15 protein-coding genes are annotated in these 14,352 nt (G+C 38.7%); 11 read left to right on the plus strand and 4 right to left on the minus strand.

Going from position 1 to position 14,352, the window contains the following annotated elements:
- The first annotated feature begins 98 nt into the window (after nt 1-98).
- Nucleotides 99-1,907, plus strand: a complete 1,809-nt coding sequence (glmS, locus tag AWM71_RS05150; RefSeq protein WP_060776948.1) for a glutamine--fructose-6-phosphate transaminase (isomerizing) — start codon at nt 99-101, stop codon at nt 1,905-1,907.
- Between the two features lie 122 nt (nt 1,908-2,029).
- On the opposite strand, the gene AWM71_RS05155 is transcribed toward glmS, so the two are convergent.
- The 3 genes from AWM71_RS05155 to AWM71_RS05165 form a co-directional block, all read right to left on the minus strand.
- On the minus strand, nt 2,030-3,007 hold the full coding sequence (locus AWM71_RS05155; protein WP_060776949.1) for a peptidylprolyl isomerase: 978 nt from the start codon (nt 3,005-3,007) through the stop codon (nt 2,030-2,032).
- A 123-nt stretch (nt 3,008-3,130) separates the two neighbouring features.
- On the minus strand, nt 3,131-3,463 hold the full coding sequence (locus AWM71_RS05160) for a YtxH domain-containing protein (RefSeq protein ID WP_060776950.1): 333 nt from the start codon (nt 3,461-3,463) through the stop codon (nt 3,131-3,133).
- A gap of 2 nt (nt 3,464-3,465) precedes the next feature.
- A complete protein-coding gene (locus AWM71_RS05165) occupies nt 3,466-3,894 on the minus strand; it encodes an HIT family protein (RefSeq protein WP_060776951.1) in 429 nt (142 codons plus the stop codon).
- A 157-nt stretch (nt 3,895-4,051) separates the two neighbouring features.
- Between AWM71_RS05165 and AWM71_RS05170 the strand changes: the two genes are divergently transcribed.
- From AWM71_RS05170 to trmB, 4 genes are all read left to right on the plus strand, one after another.
- Nucleotides 4,052-4,798, plus strand: coding sequence for an ABC transporter ATP-binding protein (locus AWM71_RS05170; RefSeq protein WP_060776952.1), 747 nt, complete (start codon nt 4,052-4,054; stop codon nt 4,796-4,798).
- A complete protein-coding gene (locus AWM71_RS05175) occupies nt 4,788-5,996 on the plus strand; it encodes an ABC transporter permease (protein WP_060776953.1) in 1,209 nt (402 codons plus the stop codon). The genes AWM71_RS05170 and AWM71_RS05175 overlap by 11 nt, the downstream gene beginning before the upstream one ends.
- A 135-nt stretch (nt 5,997-6,131) precedes the next feature.
- Entirely contained in the window at nt 6,132-6,929 is a 798-nt protein-coding gene (locus AWM71_RS05180; RefSeq protein ID WP_060776954.1) for a phosphotransferase family protein, read from the plus strand.
- A gap of 55 nt (nt 6,930-6,984) precedes the next feature.
- Nucleotides 6,985-7,623, plus strand: coding sequence for a tRNA (guanosine(46)-N7)-methyltransferase TrmB (gene trmB / locus AWM71_RS05185; RefSeq protein ID WP_060777466.1), 639 nt, complete (start codon nt 6,985-6,987; stop codon nt 7,621-7,623).
- A gap of 42 nt (nt 7,624-7,665) precedes the next feature.
- Here the strand turns inward: trmB and AWM71_RS05190 are convergent, their stop codons facing one another.
- A complete protein-coding gene (locus AWM71_RS05190) occupies nt 7,666-8,040 on the minus strand; it encodes a hypothetical protein (RefSeq protein WP_236701108.1) in 375 nt (124 codons plus the stop codon).
- Between the two features lie 238 nt (nt 8,041-8,278).
- On the opposite strand from AWM71_RS05190, the gene ytpR reads away from it, so the two are divergent.
- The 6 genes from ytpR (at nt 8,279) to AWM71_RS05220 (ending at nt 14,316) form a co-directional block, all read left to right on the plus strand.
- Complete coding sequence (ytpR, locus tag AWM71_RS05195) at nt 8,279-8,902, plus strand: YtpR family tRNA-binding protein (protein ID WP_060776955.1); 624 nt, start codon at nt 8,279-8,281, stop codon at nt 8,900-8,902.
- Nucleotides 8,902-9,642, plus strand: a complete 741-nt coding sequence (locus AWM71_RS05200) for a hypothetical protein (protein ID WP_060776956.1) — start codon at nt 8,902-8,904, stop codon at nt 9,640-9,642. The genes ytpR and AWM71_RS05200 overlap by 1 nt, the downstream gene beginning before the upstream one ends.
- The gene (gene murC, locus AWM71_RS05205; protein ID WP_060776957.1) at nt 9,635-10,966 is read left to right on the plus strand and encodes a UDP-N-acetylmuramate--L-alanine ligase; all 1,332 of its coding nucleotides are present in this window, start codon (nt 9,635-9,637) and stop codon (nt 10,964-10,966) included. Before AWM71_RS05200 ends, murC begins: the two co-directional genes overlap by 8 nt.
- A 17-nt stretch (nt 10,967-10,983) precedes the next feature.
- On the plus strand, nt 10,984-11,877 hold the full coding sequence (locus tag AWM71_RS05210; protein WP_060776958.1) for a UTP--glucose-1-phosphate uridylyltransferase: 894 nt from the start codon (nt 10,984-10,986) through the stop codon (nt 11,875-11,877).
- Nucleotides 11,878-11,971: 94 nt separating this feature from the next.
- On the plus strand, nt 11,972-12,979 hold the full coding sequence (locus AWM71_RS05215; protein WP_060776959.1) for a nucleoid-associated protein: 1,008 nt from the start codon (nt 11,972-11,974) through the stop codon (nt 12,977-12,979).
- A 29-nt stretch (nt 12,980-13,008) separates the two neighbouring features.
- Nucleotides 13,009-14,316 carry a bifunctional folylpolyglutamate synthase/dihydrofolate synthase gene (locus tag AWM71_RS05220; RefSeq protein ID WP_236701109.1) on the plus strand — a complete coding sequence of 436 codons (1,308 nt, stop codon included), beginning with the start codon at nt 13,009-13,011 and terminating at the stop codon, nt 14,314-14,316.
- The last annotated feature ends 36 nt before the right edge of the window (nt 14,317-14,352 follow it).

The raw sequence follows: 14,352 nt of genomic DNA on the forward strand, positions 1-14,352 counted from the left end.
AGATTAGTAACAAAGCTCTAAGGGACCAAAAGGCTAATCGGGTGTGAAGTAGTACCTTCATTTAACTAGGAAACTAGGATTCAATAGGAGGATGTACTATGTGTGGAATTGTAGGATTTATTGGAAATAAATCTGCGCAAGAAGTGTTATTGAATGGATTGGAAAAGTTAGAGTACCGTGGCTATGATTCGGCTGGAATTTATATTGTCGAACCTAATAAAAAGGGTCATCTTTTTAAGAAAAAAGGTCGGATTGCTGCTCTAAGAGAGAAAGTAGATAACTCCATTAAGGCAGGGTTAGGAATTGGACATACGCGTTGGGCAACGCACGGTGAACCTTCTGAACGCAATGCTCACCCCCATATGTCTCAAGATGGACGGTTTACGCTGGTTCATAACGGAGTTATTGACAATTTCCAAGCCTTAAAAGAAGAGTATCTATCGGATATCACTTTCAGGAGTGAAACAGATACGGAAGTTGTTGTTGAATTAATTGCTAAGTTTGCTCGTGAAAAGAGCCTCTCTGCCTTAGAAGCTTTACGGGAAGTATTGAAAGTATTAGAAGGATCTTATGCTTTTGGCTTGATTGATGATAATGATCCGAACCATCTTTATGCTGCCAAGAATAAAAGCCCAATGTTGATTGGTAAAGGGGAAGGCTTCAATACCATTTCTTCAGATGCTTTAGCGACTGTTCAATACACCCATCAATTTATCGAAATCCATGATAAGGAATTAGTAGCTCTTACTCAAGACAGTATTCATATCGAAAACTTAGAAGGAAAAGTGGTTGATCGTGCCCCTTATACCGCTAATTTAGATGCGAATGATCTGGAAAAAGGGACCTACGATTACTACATGGAAAAAGAAATTGATGAACAACCGGGAGCGATCCGCAAGATCATTCAACATTATGAAAATGCAGAAGGTGAATTGACTGTCGATCAAGAAATCTTGGATAAAATCATGATCAGTGATCGAATTTATATTGTGGCAGCAGGAACTTCTATGCATGCTGGATTAGTGGGCAAGAATTTATTTGAAAAAATTGCGCAGATCCCAACAGAAGTTCATTTGGCTTCAGAATTTGCCTATTATCCACCTCTCTTACCAGAAAAACCTTTCTTTATCTATTTGACTCAATCAGGAGAAACCGCAGATAGCCGTCAAGTTTTAGTGAAGACCAACGAAGCTAGCTATCCTTCCTTAACGGTTACCAACGTTCCAGGCTCTACCTTGTCGCGTGAAGCAGACTATACCTTACTCTTACATGTTGGGCCAGAAATTGCAGTGGCTTCCACCAAAGCCTATACCGGTCAAATTACGGTCATGGCGATTGTGGCAGACCAATTAGCCAAAGAAAAAGGTTTAGAACGTCCATTTAATTTGAAACATGAATTAGCGATTGCGGCACAAGCCATGGATGAAGTGGTTGCGCAACATGATTATTATCACGAATTAGCTACTGATTTCTTCAAGACGACTCGGTGTGCTTTCTATATCGGACGTGGGTTAGACTACAATGTTTCTGTCGAAGCTGCTTTGAAATTAAAAGAAGTATCTTATATTCAAACAGAAGGCTTTGCCTCAGGAGAATTAAAACACGGCACCATCTCCTTGATTGAGGAAGGCGTTCCTGTCATTGCTATCATTACCCAAAAAGAAACCGCCTTATTGACACGTGGAAATGTCGAAGAAACACGGGCACGTGGTGCGCATAACTTAGTGATTGCGATGAAAGGTCTAGAAAAAGAAGGAGACCAGATCGTCCTTCCAAAAGTTCATCCTATGCTTACGCCATTGGTTTCTGTCATTCCAGCTCAAATGTTGGCTTACTATGCGACGATTGATCGTGGACAAGATGTAGATAAGCCAAGAAATCTCGCCAAGTCTGTGACAGTGGAATAGCAGAAAATATGTAAAAAAAGAAACTCTCCCTAAATTGAACCGAATTTAGGGAGAGTTTTCTTCTATTCAAAAACCGATCCCCACTTTTGGAGATCGGTTTTTCTGCGAAGAGGGAGGAAAGCTTATTTCTTCTCTTCTTTTTTATCTGCGGACTTGTCTGCTTTAGGTTTATCTGTTTTAGCAGCATCATCTTTCTTTTCTTCTTTTTTCTTTTGTTCGGTGAAGTCTTTAAGGGCATTCTTCAAGTCAGAATCTTTGACCTTAATTTCATATTTCTTCAAGAGATCTCTTGTGATTTGGGTGAGAACATCTGGATTCTTGAGCTTTTCAGTTTGAAGTTTCTCTTTAAGTTTGTCCTTTTCTTCGTCAAAGCTTCCCTTTTGTCCTTTTTTGTCCATCTTGATGATATGGTAACCATAGTTTGTTTTGACAGGTTCTTTGGTGTATTCTCCATCATTGAGTTGGGAGGCAGCGTCTTCAAATTCTTTGACCATTTTCCCTTTTTCAACCTTGCCTAAAGATCCACCTTTAGTAACACTTGCAGTGTCCTTGGAGTTACTTTTAGCTAAGTCTTGGAAGGAAGCTCCTTCATCGAGCTGTTTAATGAGGTCTTTCGCCTTGTCTTCGTCATCTACTAAAATATGGGAAATTTCAGAAGCGGGGGTATAGTTATCGTATGCTTCTTTCAACTCATCATCTGAGATATTGATGTTCTTTTTAAAGGTTTCTTGAGTCGCTTGATAGTTAATCATGGTTTCTTTGTAAGCTTCTTCGGAGGCAATACCAGATTTCTGGAGAGCATCTTTGAATTTGTCTTCTCCGCCCATTGAGGCTTTGCTTTGAATGACTTGTTGGGTAGCTTGTTTGACAATTTCATTGAAGCGATCTTCTCCAAGTTCTTTCTTAGCAATTTCTGTTAAGACCATTTGACGGACGAGTTGTTCACCGGCTGCTTTTTTTAATTTATCATTGAAAGCATTTCTTGAAATGGAGATCCCGTTCCCAGTGACGATTTCTTCGCTATTTTTTTGACAAGCAGCTAAGGATAGGGCACTTAAACTAGCTATTAAAACGAGATTAAATTTTTTGTTAAAACGCATGAATTTCGCTCCTCTTTTATTAATTTATACGTATAAAAATATAGCATAAGGAAGTAAGAAACTCAATGAAAGGAACAGGAGTTCAAGAAATCTTCCAATATTCTTAAACTCCTGTTAACAGATCTAATGTTTTTCTAAATGTTGATTTAAAGTGACGAGAGCCTTATTTAAATGTTTCAAATCAGAAGAAATTTCAATTTGATAGTTGCGAATAAGGCCCTCTATTTCTTGTGAAAAAGCCTGAGCTTTCGGAAAACCTTCTTCTGTGAGGTGGGTGAGAGCTTTTTGCCCTTTAGTAAAATGCATGTGCCCCTCTTTTACAATGGACTGCAAACGGATGAAACGTTGGGCAAGAAGTTGACGATTCTTTTTCCCAGAATGGGGAGAATGAAGGAGAACGTAGGTCCCTGCGATAACAGCACCTACAATCATTCCCCGACTAAAGGAGTGAGACATCGTTACACCTCAATAGCTTGGCTAATTTTTTTAGCCATATTTTTGAGATCTTCATCACTGTATTGACTACTATTATTTTCAAATTTGATGCCAAAACCTTCTTCTTTTTGATAGCGAGGGAGGAAATGAAGATGTGAGTGCATCACGGTTTGATAAGCAATTTCGCCATTATTATTAAGAAGATTGATTCCCTTCATATCTGGAAAAGCCTTCTGAAGAGCATTAACGATAATAGGAATACGACGGAAAATAGCGCCTGCATCTTTCACATCATAATCAAAAATGTTGGCCAAGTGTTTCTTAGGGACAAGTAAGGTGTGCCCTTTAGTTACTTGGGAGGTATCTAGAAAAGCAGCAACGACTTCGTCTTCATAGACCATGTTTGTAGGGATTTCCCCGTTGGCAATTTTACAAAAAACGCAATCTGACATAAGAATCTTCCTTCCTTTGGTATCTTGACAGTTTCTTTGCTTATAGTGTATCACAAGCAAGGCAGACTCTCAATTTGTGAGTGAAGTTTTCATCGCCAAAATGATAAAGTTTTGATACACTTAAGAAGACACCTAACAATGAAAAGAGATTAAATCAATGAAAAGATTAGAAGTACAACATCTAACAGGAGGCTATAGTCGCCTTCCCGTCTTACATGACCTTAATTTTACTGTCAATAGCGGAGAAATTGTGGGGTTAATTGGCTTAAATGGTGCAGGAAAGTCGACAACCATTAAACACATTATCGGTCTTTTACAAGCAAGAAGTGGAGAAATTCTCTTGAATGGGCATAGTTTGAAAAGTGACAATCAAGCTTATCGAAGGAGTTTGGCTTATATTCCAGAACAACCTATTTTATATCAAGAATTGACTTTACGTGAGCATATTGACTTGGTGGCCATGGCTTATGGCATTCCTTTAGAAAGCGCCCATGAAATAGCCCTCCCTCTTTTGAAAACTTTTCGTTTAGAAGATCGTTTAGATTGGCTGCCTATTCACTTCTCTAAAGGAATGCGCCAAAAAGTGATGTTGGTGTGTGCGTTAATAGTAGAAGCAAGTCTATATGTGATTGACGAACCTTTTGTAGGATTAGATCCTCTAGCTATTGATGATTTGATTCAGGCACTTTTAGAGAAAAAGAAGAAGCAAGCGGGCATCTTGTTGACTACTCATATCCTTCGTTCAGCAGAACATTATTGCGATCGCTTTGTTTTCCTTAAGCAAGGACGCATCCAAGCAATGGGAAATTTGGAGGAGATTCGCCGACAATTCGATAGGCCTAAGGCAAGTTTAGATGAACTCTATATTGATTTAGCCAGGGGAGTGATGCCTCATGCTCACTAATTTATTCATCGAGCGAAGAAAAAAGTATCGCCACGCCCTTCAAAAATATTACAAGTATATTTTTAATGATCACTTTATAGTAGCAGTCGGATTTGTTCTTGTATCCTTAGCGGTTCAATACAGCTTATGGCTCAAGCAAAGCCCTGAGAACTCTTTCTTTATCGATAGTGTTTGGGCACTTTTAATGGCTTTAATAAGTACTTGCCTTGGTCACATTGCCCTCTACATGGAAGAAGCGGATCCCTTTTTCTTGCTGCCTTTAGAAAGTCATTGGAAGGAATATTTGAAAGCATCTTTTCTTAAAAGTTTGGGCTTTCCTTTGCTCATTCAAAGTATAGGTGTAGGATGTTCCTACCCCTTTTTAAAACTTTATGCGCATTTTGGACGGTGGGAAATCTTAGGAGTGTGGGGACTAGCTGTGGGTTTAGTACTTGTACGCTTACTCATAACCTATCGAAGATTTCAATTGGGTCAAAAGACTTTTCGGAGTCTTTTCTCTCTTTGCTGCTTTGTCTTAAGTTTTGGGATGTTTAGTTGGAGTCTTCGCGCCTCTGTGGTATGGCCGGATATTTTTGTGACTTTTCTTGTGGTGCTAGCTTGGAGTCAGTGGCAAACTTTGGAACAAGGTGTGCCGTACGATTGGCGAGAAATGGTGGCTTATGAAAGAAATCGACAAGATCGAATTTCTAGGTTATTGTCTTTGTTTGTAGATTTACCGATAAAAAAACGGTCGATTCAAAGAAGAAAGTTTCTAGATGCCCTGTTGTGTTCGCCTAAAGAAGGAGGATCTGTTTATTATTTCTTATTGCAACGTATCTTTTGGCGCGGACGAGAAGTTTTATTTGCCTGGGTGAGAGGAGGTCTTCTGGGAGGAGTATTAATCTTTATCTTCCCCAAGTGTTGGCTGACAGTTCTATTTGCTGTGGTGTGGACGTATTTGACCACCTTACAGCTTTTCCCTTTGGTTAAGCTGGCCAAGGGCTATTCGCTATTAAATTTATATCCGATAGGAAATGGCGAATTAGAGCGCGGGGTTAATTTATTTTTATGGCAGCCTGTAGCTTTTCAAGTAGGAGGTTATGCCTGTGTATTAGCTTATCAGCAGGCTTTCTTTTTAGCTGGCCTTTTCCTTTGCGGGTCACTGGGGATGCTTGCCTTTTTGAAGAAAGTTAAGCTTCCTCGCTTTTTAGCTCGTTAGGAAAGATAACAGTAAAATGAAAGATAAGTATTGACTCGAAGTCTTTTTCTGACTAAAATAAAGAGTACTGTTTACTGGTGGTTTGAAAATAAAACAGTAGCAAGTGTAGGTAGAATACGGTAAGGAGGAAAATAAATGGAGTTCCAGTTCGATCAAGAATGGACTTTACATCCCATTGAAGGGGATACAGGGCAAGCCTTTATGGGAATCCATAAACAAGAGAAAATTTTCCTCAAACGGAATTCATCACCTTTTCTTGCGGCCTTGTCTATGGAGGGAATTACCCCTCGATTGATCTGGACGAAAAGGACAGCAAATGGAGATGTTTTTTCCGCTCAAGAATGGTTATCTGGACATATTTTATCGCATCAAGAAATTCAAGAAGGAACTGTGGTGAAATTATTACATCGTTATCAGACCTCTCAAAACTTGTACAATATGCTCGTTAAAATAGGTGGAAAAGTCTGGGACCCAGAAGATTTTTTAGCAGCATTTGAGCAAAATATTCCTGAAAGATTGGCTTCGTTAACCTTTTTAAATCAAGTGAAAGATTATCTTTATGATACGCTTCCTTTTGTTCAAAATAATAAGCGTTCAGTTTGCCATGGGGATCTGAATCGAAGAAACTTTATTCTTTCTGAAGATCATAGACTTTATTTGGTAGACTGGGAGAGTGTTCGAATTGCGGATCCTATGTCTGATATTACCCAGTTATTGGTTCAATATGTTCCTTTTGAAGAGTGGGACTATTGGTTTGATCTTTATCATTTGCAGGTGAGTGCGGAGATCTATTATCGTATTGAGTGGTACTCCTTAATGAATCTTCTTATTTTGATTCGGAATGATTTTGAAAAAGATAGGATGTATCCCTTAAATCAAAAGATCTTATTGTTGAAACATATTTTTGCAAATCGGTATTTTAAAGGAAAATAAAAAGCAGGTCGGTAAAGAGGCCTGCTTTTCAATTGAAAAAGAAAAGGAGAATGGCATGCGCGTTAGACATAAACCGTGGGCAAAAGATTTGTTGAATGATCATCCAGAGTGGGTAATTACTTCCCCTCATGATTATAAGGGAAAATGGCAACAAGTCTTTGAAAAAGAGCAAGATTTAAAGATAGAGATTGGAACAGGAAAAGGGCAATTTTTAATTGGTATGGCACAAGCTCATCCAGAAGTCAATTTTATCGGTATTGAAATGATTTCAGATGTGTTAGTGATGGCTCTGCAAAAAGCTTTAGATTCTCAACTCCCTAATTTAAAATTTGTGAGAGGAGATGGGCAAGAGCTTACAGAGATGTTTGAAGAAGATGAGGTTGCAGGGATTTATCTTAATTTTTCAGATCCTTGGCCCAAAAAACGTCACGCTAAACGAAGATTGACCCATAAAAATTTCCTTCAGCAATATCAAACAGTGATGAAAGAAAACGGCCAATTGATTTTTAAGACAGATAATCAGGGACTATTTGAATATTCTTTGATGTCACTGGCTAATTATGGCATGTGGTTGGATGAGGTTTCTTTAGATCTTCATCATGCAGATGTGGGAGAAAATATTCAAACTGAGTATGAAGAAAAATTCAGTCGGCGTGGTCAGAGGATCTATCGATTAAGTGCGCATTTTCGTTAAACTAAAAGGTCTCATATTATGGAGATATGAGACCTTTTTTATTTAAAGGGGATAAATGGTGAGAATTTGACCGGTTAGGGTGTCTGCCATAAATTCATATTGGACGATTTTGTCGTTTTCTTTTCTGGAAATTCCCCCGTAATACACTTCTTGAGATTGTCCATAACGATTAATGATGACAGGTTTTAGCTCCATCCAAGACCCTTCAATCGGACCTTGATCTTGGAAGTAAGCTTTGACTTGGTTGAGAACGTCCATGCCATCTGGACACTGACGTCTTTGATAGGCATCGTAGAGGAGGCAGCCCATAGCTCCCCCAATCACGATTCCACAGCCTAAAAGAAGTCTAAAGAAATGGGAATCTGAATGTTGCAATTTTGGAAAATAAGTGTTTAAACGAGAAGTTGAAGATTTCATGAACAAATCCTTTCTAAACGGTGACCTGCGTTTACATTTAAGTAGGTTATTTCAATTATTATACCACGCCTGAGGTCCTTGGCAATCTCAAAGCGGCTTTTCGAGGGAGAAATTGCTTTTTAAGGGGTTTCAGTTTATAATTGTGCTGATGCTGTATAGGTTGGAAACAACTGTCGGGCATACAGAATGCAAGGGATGGAAATGTTCTGAATTAAGGAAAGTAAAAAGGAGAATTATTATGTGGTTAAGTTTCTATAATCCAAAGGCAGTAGGCGATATCTTGATGCTTATGTCTGCAGATATTGATCAAAAAAGCTTAGGAATCGAGACTTTATCAGATGTAACACGATTGTATAATAAAAAAACGAATGAGACAGTAGGTTATAATATTCATCGGATTTCTCATTATATGGGAATTGAGGGGTGTGGGCATGTGATTTTAACTGCCGATCAAGTGGATCAACTTAACCAACTTCTCTATGAACAAGGATTCGAAACCATTCAGTATGAATCTAAACCGCGTATTGTTGTAGGAAAAGTGTTAGCTTGTGAAGAGCATCCGGATTCTGACCACCTTCATGTAACGAAGGTAGAATTAGGAGAAGAAGGCGTTCAACAAATTGTGTGTGGCGCTAAAAATATTGAAGCAGGGTTAACAGTTGTCGTCGCTTTACCTGGTGCTGTGATGCCAAATGGTCAAGTTATTTGGTCAGGAACTTTGCGTGGAGTAGAAAGTTATGGAATGATTTGTTCAGCTTATGAATTAGGGTTAGATCCTGAACACGAAAAAATAGGGATTATGAGTTTATCCGATGATATTTCTGCTGGAACGCCCTTCGATAAAATCAAAGGACTTTTATAATGCGGGAAAATCGTCCGTTTATTCGTCAACGTAAGGGAATGAAGCCTATGGATTTCGTACCATTCTATAAACGTGAAAATCGGCAAAGAGTGAAACCTATTTTTGCCAAAAAGAACTTTCCAAATTATTTGAATGCTGCGCCTCCCTCTTCTTGTTTGGAAGAAAGGGAGAAGAGGGAAATGGATTACGCTGTAAAGCCAGATCTTTCGAGAGAAATGACCCATCGAAAGGAATATACAGCACCTTTCTCTTATCAAGAAAAACAACCGGCACTCTTGGCTAAGGAAGATAAGTTAGTAAAAAGAGCGCGCATACGGCAAGAATTAAAGGAATTTCAAGCAGAACAAAGTAAGCGACCTTTTAGGCCAACTCAGGTGCCTTCAATTTGGCAAGGAGATTATCATCAACCTGTAGATGATAAAAAGTCTTTTCCGCTATTGCTGGATGAAAAGAAGTTGCCTAAAAGTCAGTTACAAGACGACATCCAGCCAAAAGAAGAGGTTAAGAAAGCGGAAATCAAGAAAGATTTTCCTAAAAGTTCTGATAACTTAGTTAAGAATAAGATAAAAGCTCCTTTAAAAGCGAAGAAAAGGCACTTGAATAGGGACTTGCAATCTATCATGGCTCATGAACGTCCAATCGAATCTCACGCTTTTGTGGAAAGAGTGACGAGAGATTCTAAACTAAAACCACCTTTTCAAGAAAAGAAATTGAATGGAGAAAGTAAACAAAATGAATAAAGATGTCATCTATCATTTCACAGGGATTAAGGGAACAGGAATGTCTGCTTTGGCTTTGGTGTTAGCGGGATCTGGTTATCAGGTACAAGGCTCAGATGTAGAAGAGAAATTTTTTACACAGGAAGGTCTTGAAAAAGCAAATATTAAAATCCTTCCATTTAATCCAGATAATATTCAACCAGGTATGCATATTATTTGTGGGAATGCTTTTAAAGATGATCATCCTGAAATCGTCCGTGCCAAAGCTTTAAATCTCCCTATTACGCGTTATCATTATTTCCTGGGAGAATGGATTAAGAAATTTACTAGTGTAGCGATTACGGGATGTCACGGCAAAACTTCAACGACGGGTTTGGTGTCCCATGTTCTCTCAAGCGTTGAAAAAACAGCTTACTTAATCGGAGATGGGACTGGTAAGGGATTAGAAGATGCACGTTATTTTGTGTTAGAAGCAGATGAATATCGTGAACATTTCTTGGCTTACCACCCAGATTATGCTATTTTTACGAATATTGATTTTGACCATCCTGATTTTTACCATAGTTTAGAAGAAGTTTATCAATCCAACCTTGCATTTGCTAAACAAGTCAAGAAAAAAGTGATTGCTTATGGGGGCGATAAGAACCTTCAACGGTTTAAAGGTATTGTAGATATTCTTTATTATGGTATGGAAGAGGATTCTTATGATATCGTCGCTAAGAATATTAACAGGACAACAGAAGGGTCTCAGTTTGACGTGTATGTTCATGGAGAAAAATATGGAAGATTCTTTGTTCATACTTTCGGACAACATAATATTTTGAATGCTTTAGCTGTAATTGGCTTTTGCTGCTTAGAAGACATGGATCCTGAAGTTGTTCAAGCAGCCTTTGAGACTTTTAAGGGCGTTAAACGTCGATTCAATGAGCGGCCTTTAGGAGATAATGTGATTGTGGATGATTACGCTCACCATCCTTCTGAAATTAAAGCAACGATTGATGCTGCTCGGCAACAATATCCAACACGTCCCGTTATTGCTGTATTCCAACCACATACTTACTCACGGACAAAGGCTTTACACGATGAGTTTGCACAAGCATTGGATCTAGCGGACGAAGTGTATGTGTGCGATATTTTTGCTTCTGCTCGAGAAACAGACCATCATGAAGTATCTGCTTACGATATTATTCAAAAGATTCAAAAGCCTTGTTACCATTTAGATTTAGAAAATGTTCAGCCTTTATTAAAATATCAGAAAGCTGTGTTATTATTCATGGGAGCGGGGGATGTACCGAAATATGCGAAAGCTTATGAAGAAGCTTATCGTACCCAACACGGTGAATAAGGAAGGAGCAAGTTAACATGCAAAAAATAAGAAAAGCCGTCATTCCTGCAGCTGGTTTGGGGACCCGTTTTCTCCCAGCAACGAAAGCTATGGCTAAAGAAATGATGCCTGTCATGGATAAACCTGTCATTCAATTCATTGTAGAGGAAGTCGTTAAAAGCGGGATTGAAGAAATTTTAATTATAACAGGGCGTAATAAGCGGTCGATTGAGGATCATTTTGATGCCAATTATGAGCTTGAAGAGAATCTCATCGCTAAGCAAAAAGAAGACCTGTTGGCGATGGTTCAAGAAACGACTTTGGCTAATGTTCAGTTTAAAAGGCAGCATTACCCTAATGGACTAGGGGATGCCATTTATCAAGCTAAGTCGTTTGTTGGAGACGAGCCTTTCTTATTGACCTTAGGAGATAATATTATGGGGAGCGATGTTCCTGCTTCTAAGCAAGTGATTCAAATTGCTGAGGAGCATAACGCTACCGCCATTTTAACTCAAGAAGTGGATAGTGAAGCTGCGAAACATTATGGAATTGTTGAGGAAGTTGAAGCTTTAAAGGATCACGTCTTTAAAATTAAAGGCTTGGTTGAAAAACCAACCGATTATAGAGCAAATCCAAAAGCAATTTGCGGAAGGTATGTGTTGACGCCTGATATTTTTGATGCCATTGAAAAAGTAGGTCGCAATCCCCATTCAGGAGAAGTAGAATTAACAGATGCATTGAATTTATTAGCCAAGACGCAGCCTGTATTATCTGCTCACTATGAAGGTAACTGGTATGAAGTGGGAGAACCTTTAGGCTTGGTGAAAGCAAGTATTCAGTATGCACTCGCTCATCCAGAAGTGAAAAAAGAATTTAAAGCTTATCTGAAGGATCAAGTGATTCCTGCCTTAAAACGCGGCGAAGAAAGTTAATTTGAATTTATTACAGGATGCTAGTGCTACACGAGAGTGTAGCATTTTTTCTATGGAATAAAAAGAACGTATTAGATAATAGAAGGGAATAAAGATGGCCATTATTAAACAGGCAGTTTTGCATATTTATGATAGCAATACAAGGCAAGCAGTGTTATCTGAACAAGGCTTAGATTTAACGATAGAAGATATTCAAAAGTATATCGAAGCGATGATTGAAAAGGTCAGTACGAGTTTTAAGAGAAAGCAGGGAAATTTTAAGGGGGAGGAGTCGAGCTTTAAAGCCTTAAAAGCCACTGAAACAGATTTTATTGGGCAAAGTCAGCAGTTAACGCAGCAATTGACAGAGATTATGGCACATAATCCAGACATCCCACCTGCTGATTGGTTATGGACTTTATTTCTATTAGAAGATGGAGATACTTACTTAGGGGCTTTTAAGTTAAATCACAATACTTTTTATACTCATTTTGTGAATTATGAAGAAGAACACTTACAAAATGAACTCGTTCTTCATCGAAGTATTTTGCCTTCACCTAAACAAGCTATCGATGAGGGACTAGTTGTAAACTTAAAAACGGGGCACTATTATTTAATTGAGAAAAAGCATGTTTTAGAGGAGAAAGGGCAGTCTTGTGAGTATTTTAGTGGTCTCTTTTTAAAGATAAGCCCACAAGCGAGTGTGACTGAAGCGATTAAGGAAATTAAGAAAGCCGTAGAAGCTACTGCTAAATCTTTTGATGATCCTGTGTATGATTCTTTGGCTAAGGCGAAAGAAATTCTCTACCACGAAATGAGTCAAGAAGAGGGGTTCTCCAATGAAAGAATGGCAGATCAACTCTATAAAGATAATGTAGGGAAAAAAACGACTTATATGGAAAAAATGAGTGAAGTCGATCTCTCTGAATTAGAAGATGGACAGGATGCTCCGTTGATTCCAAACAAAATGCAACGTCAAAAATTAAAGCTCTCCAATGGTATTGAATTAACGATTCCTTTGGACTTGTTTTACGATCCAAATGTTGTAGAATGGATAAATAATCCAGATGGAACACTCAGCGTCCATTTGAAAAATATTGAATCCATTCGAAATCTCTTTTAGAATAAAAATAAGGATAGGAGATGAAGGACGTGGAATACAGAGAATTAACAGAGGCTTTACCGACCTCTCCAGAAGGAAAATGGAAGTTAGGATTACATAATATTCGCCGATTAATGGAACTTTTTGACAATCCTCAAGATAAGTTACCTACAGTGCATATTGCTGGGACGAACGGAAAAGGGTCTACGGCTTCGATGATTGCCAAGGCTTTACAAGAAGCCGGTTATAAGGTGGGCTTGTATACCTCCCCTTCCTTGGTTCGGTTTAACGAAAGGATTCGTATCAACGGAGAAGAAGTCTCGGATGATCAGCTTCTAAAAACAGTTGATCGTATTCAGACAGCTATTGCGGGGACAGATATTCATTTTTCGGAATTTGAATTATTTACAGCTTTAGCTTGGTTAATTTTTGAAGAAAAAAAGTGCGACGTAGTTGTTTTAGAAGTCGGACTAGGTGGACGTCTAGACGCCACCAATTTAGTAAAGTCTCCAGTTTTGACGGTTGTCACTAAAATTGCCTACGATCATCAGCAGTACCTTGGCAACACTTTAACGGCCATTGCTCATGAAAAAGCGGGGATTATCAAATATTGCGTGCCTCTTGTGATCTATCCAGAGCCCCAAGAAGCGGTAGAAGTGTTAACGGAAACAGCTGATCGTCTAAATGCGCCAATGAGGAAAGTGGACCAAGAAGATATTGAACATTTAGAAAGAAAAGGGCGTCAGCAAATTTTTTCCTACAAAGGAAAGACGTATTGTTTAAATTTACTAGGCAGACATCAAGAGGTGAATGCTTCTGTTGCTTTAGAAGCTTTGCAATGGTTGCAAGAGTTAGGATTTAAGTTGAGTGAGGAAGCTATAAGAAAAGGCCTTAGTCAGGTGAATTGGCCGGGACGTTTTGAATGGGTACATCATCAGCCGGATATTGTGATTGATGGTAGCCATAATTTAGATGGCATTCGTGCCTTGAGGTATAGTATAGAAAGTTATTTCCCTTCTGCCCCTCGCTTAGCCATCATGGGAATGATGAAGGATAAGGATGTTACTCGAATGGTTGGAGAAGTGTTACCCTTATTTGAGGAAGTTATTACCTTAACTCCGGATCCTCATCGTGGCATGCCGGCTGTTCAGTTGGCACAATTAGTAAGAGCCTTAGCTGGTACGCAGCATGTAGGGGTTTCGAGTTGTCATTCTATGGATGAAGCCTTGGATAAAGCGTATCTTTGGAGCAAATACCAGGCTGATGACGCTTTAATTTGCGTGTTTGGAAGCCTTTATTTAGTAGGAGATCTTCGAAAAGAAGTCTTTCGATATTCTTCTTCCAAAAATGAAAACTAAAAAAAGACGCTAAGGTACTTCCTTAGCGCCTTTTTT

It is taken from the genome of Aerococcus christensenii, assembly GCF_001543105.1.
In the GTDB taxonomy this organism is placed as follows: domain Bacteria; phylum Bacillota; class Bacilli; order Lactobacillales; family Aerococcaceae; genus Aerococcus; species Aerococcus christensenii.

Coding starts and splice junctions, on each gene's coding strand:
- AWM71_RS05170 (WP_060776952.1), top strand. CDS start 4,052: ATGAAAAGATTAGAAGTACAACATCTAACAGGAGGCTATAGTCGCCTT.
- glmS (WP_060776948.1), top strand. CDS start 99: ATGTGTGGAATTGTAGGATTTATTGGAAATAAATCTGCGCAAGAAGTG.
- murC (WP_060776957.1), top strand. CDS start 9,635: ATGAATAAAGATGTCATCTATCATTTCACAGGGATTAAGGGAACAGGA.
- AWM71_RS05165 (WP_060776951.1), bottom strand. CDS start 3,894: ATGTCAGATTGCGTTTTTTGTAAAATTGCCAACGGGGAAATCCCTACA.
- AWM71_RS05160 (WP_060776950.1), bottom strand. CDS start 3,463: ATGTCTCACTCCTTTAGTCGGGGAATGATTGTAGGTGCTGTTATCGCA.
- AWM71_RS05215 (WP_060776959.1), top strand. CDS start 11,972: ATGGCCATTATTAAACAGGCAGTTTTGCATATTTATGATAGCAATACA.
- ytpR (WP_060776955.1), top strand. CDS start 8,279: ATGTGGTTAAGTTTCTATAATCCAAAGGCAGTAGGCGATATCTTGATG.
- AWM71_RS05190 (WP_236701108.1), bottom strand. CDS start 8,040: ATGAAATCTTCAACTTCTCGTTTAAACACTTATTTTCCAAAATTGCAA.
- trmB (WP_060777466.1), top strand. CDS start 6,985: ATGCGCGTTAGACATAAACCGTGGGCAAAAGATTTGTTGAATGATCAT.
- AWM71_RS05200 (WP_060776956.1), top strand. CDS start 8,902: ATGCGGGAAAATCGTCCGTTTATTCGTCAACGTAAGGGAATGAAGCCT.
- AWM71_RS05155 (WP_060776949.1), bottom strand. CDS start 3,007: ATGCGTTTTAACAAAAAATTTAATCTCGTTTTAATAGCTAGTTTAAGT.
- AWM71_RS05210 (WP_060776958.1), top strand. CDS start 10,984: ATGCAAAAAATAAGAAAAGCCGTCATTCCTGCAGCTGGTTTGGGGACC.
- AWM71_RS05180 (WP_060776954.1), top strand. CDS start 6,132: ATGGAGTTCCAGTTCGATCAAGAATGGACTTTACATCCCATTGAAGGG.
- AWM71_RS05175 (WP_060776953.1), top strand. CDS start 4,788: ATGCTCACTAATTTATTCATCGAGCGAAGAAAAAAGTATCGCCACGCC.